The organism is Streptomyces sp. GbtcB7, assembly GCF_019091445.1.
In the GTDB taxonomy this organism is placed as follows: Bacteria; Actinomycetota; Actinomycetes; order Streptomycetales; family Streptomycetaceae; genus Streptomyces; species Streptomyces mirabilis.
Genome location: NZ_JAGXJM010000481.1, coordinates 1 through 246, shown reverse-complemented (window position 1 = coordinate 246; position 246 = coordinate 1). Strand labels below are relative to the sequence as shown.

The window sequence follows — 246 nt, the reverse complement described above, 5'->3', positions numbered from 1 at the left end:
GTCGCCCGGCCGGGCCCGCACCCGCCGCATGTGCAGGATGTTCATCCCCACGGCCCGGCCCAACACGCCCCGCTTGAGGCCGAGTTCGCGCCCGCGCCGCTTGACCGCGCTGGATGCCGGGTTCAGGAAGAGCAGCCGCACCCGGCAGCCCGCCTCGGCGAGGCGTACGAGCCGCCGCCCGGAGAAGTTCTGCACCTGCAGGTTCAGGCCGATGCCGATGGCGTCGGGGCGGTGGGCGCCCCCGAT

The 246-nt window shown here is 74.8% G+C and carries 1 protein-coding gene; it reads right to left on the bottom strand.

Annotated elements, in window-relative coordinates; genetic code table 11:
• A partial coding sequence (locus KVT44_RS56555; protein ID WP_254651260.1) for a DUF5919 domain-containing protein occupies window positions 1–246 on the bottom strand: 246 nt, incomplete at both ends.